Source organism: Myxococcus dinghuensis, from assembly GCF_024198235.1.
Taxonomy (GTDB): domain Bacteria; phylum Myxococcota; class Myxococcia; order Myxococcales; family Myxococcaceae; genus Myxococcus; species Myxococcus dinghuensis.
The window spans coordinates 1-1,701 of sequence record NZ_JAKCFB010000113.1 but is presented as its reverse complement, the minus strand read 5'-3'; the positions used below and the strand labels follow the sequence as shown (position 1 = coordinate 1,701).

2 protein-coding genes are annotated in these 1,701 nt (G+C 65.4%); one reads left to right on the top strand and one right to left on the bottom strand.

Annotated elements, in window-relative coordinates; all coding sequences use genetic code 11:
- Positions 1 to 122 precede the first annotated feature (122 nt).
- Complete coding sequence (locus LZ198_RS42745) at positions 123 to 953, bottom strand: reverse transcriptase domain-containing protein (RefSeq protein WP_407667522.1); 831 nt, start codon at positions 951 to 953, stop codon at positions 123 to 125.
- A 332-nt stretch (positions 954 to 1,285) separates the two neighbouring features.
- On the opposite strand from LZ198_RS42745, the gene tnpA reads away from it, so the two are divergent.
- Positions 1,286 to 1,642 (top strand): IS66 family insertion sequence element accessory protein TnpA, encoded by a 357-nt coding sequence (tnpA, locus tag LZ198_RS42740; RefSeq protein ID WP_253977930.1) that lies wholly within the window; start codon positions 1,286 to 1,288, stop codon positions 1,640 to 1,642.
- Positions 1,643 to 1,701 lie beyond the last annotated feature (59 nt).

Here is a 1,701-nt window from a genome sequence, read left to right as displayed (position 1 = left end):
CGCTGCGCCTCCTGACGGAACTGCTCCAGCTCCTTCTCCAGCTCCACGGACCACCTCCTGCGTGTGGCCGCTGGAGGTCTCACGAGATGCTGGGGCCCGTCACGACGGGGCACGGCGAGGTCTTACATCACACCTGCGCTCAGCCACTTCTGGATGAGGCGCAGGACTCGCTTGTCTGCAATCCGGTGCTCGAGGAATTTCATCAGCCACTCGTGGTCGATGGCGTCGAAGAACCCACGAATGTCCGCGTCGAGCACCCAGTTCACCCTCCTTCGCTTGAGTCCGGTCGCGAGCGCATCCAGCGACTGGTGCTGGCTGCGCCCCGGCCGGAACCCATACGAGAAACCAAGGAAGTCCTCCTCATAGATGGCGTTCATCACCTCGACGAGGCTGCGCTGGACGAGTTTGTCCTCCAGTGCCGCGATGCCGAGCGGTCGCTGCCGCCCGTCCGCCTTGGGGATGTACGTTCTGCGTGAGGGCTTCGCCCGGTACGCTCCTCGATGGAGACGTGCGTGCAGGTCCCGAAGGTTCTCTTCGAGCCCTGCGCCGTACGTCTCCCACGTCACGCCGTCCACCCCCGGCGCGGCGTTGCGGCGCAGTGCCGCGAACGACGTCCGAAGGCTTTCGAGTGTGACGTGGTGTAGCAGCGCGGTGAACCTCGCCTTCCTGTCCTTCCTTGCAGCTTGGCGTACGCGAGCGAGCTCACTGTGCAGACGTGTCCGGCACTGTGTCCGGGGCCTGTTTTGCTCCCCCGCGTTCCTCTTGGCCAGGCTCCTTCCCTCCACCGTCTCCGCAGCTCGACTGCGAGCGTTGTTCGATGGCTTCACCGGTACTACGAGCCTGTCCGACTTCCTCTGCCCGTGCGTCATCGGATTGCGGTCTCCGACCTTCCCGATGCGTCCCGTCTCGCCAACTGCGGCGGGCGCGCAGAGGACCTCCCGGTTCTCGTGCATGGAGTTTCAGTACATGCGTGGGGTCTCCGACTGCGCAGGACCGTCCGCGAACTCACCTTGGCGCTCGCGTCCGTGGGGCCTTCCGCTTCGGTTAACAGCGTCGGCGTCCTGGAGGTCTGATTTCGCAGCTCAATACCCAGCCTGCACCTGCCCCGGTCAACGCTTCGCCCAGCCCCCTTACGGGTACCGTCGCATGACTTGGGGTCATCGCGGGTGGTTAGCCCTTCGATGTACGACTCTTTCATTCGTGACTCCATGCCGGTTTATCCCGGCGCACTAACCGACCGACGGCGGGCGTCCTGAGTTGAGCGGTCCTCGCGGGTTGTTGGGGCATGCGACGACCCAATCCGGATGAATGGCCGAAGTGGGTGGAAGAGTTCGAGGCGAGTGGGCTGCAGCAGAAGGAGTTCGTGGCCAAGCACGACCTGTCCTTGGGCACGCTGCAGTACTGGCTCTACAAGAAGCGCAAGAAGCGGGGCCTCCGGGTGTCCGACCTGGCTGCCGAATCGGTCGCCGCCTTTCTGCCTCTGGAGGTTGTAGCGTCGCCCGCGCCGCAGGCGCGGGAGAGCTTCTTCGAGGTCGCCACCGTGGGCGGCCTGGTGCTGCGATTCCCGGTGGGCTCGGACGCGGCCTACGTCGCGCGGCTCCTCGTCACCCTCGCGAGTACGAGTACGGCGGCGGGCACCTGATGCTGCTGCGACTTCCTCGGACGGTGCGCATCCTGCTGGCGCGCGAGCCCGTCGACATG

Bases quoted from the DNA above. Each gene is read 5' to 3' on its own strand.
- LZ198_RS42745 (WP_407667522.1), bottom strand. From the start codon at position 953: ATGCACGAGAACCGGGAGGTCCTCTGCGCGCCCGCCGCAGTTGGCGAG.
- tnpA (WP_253977930.1), top strand. From the start codon at position 1,286: ATGCGACGACCCAATCCGGATGAATGGCCGAAGTGGGTGGAAGAGTTC.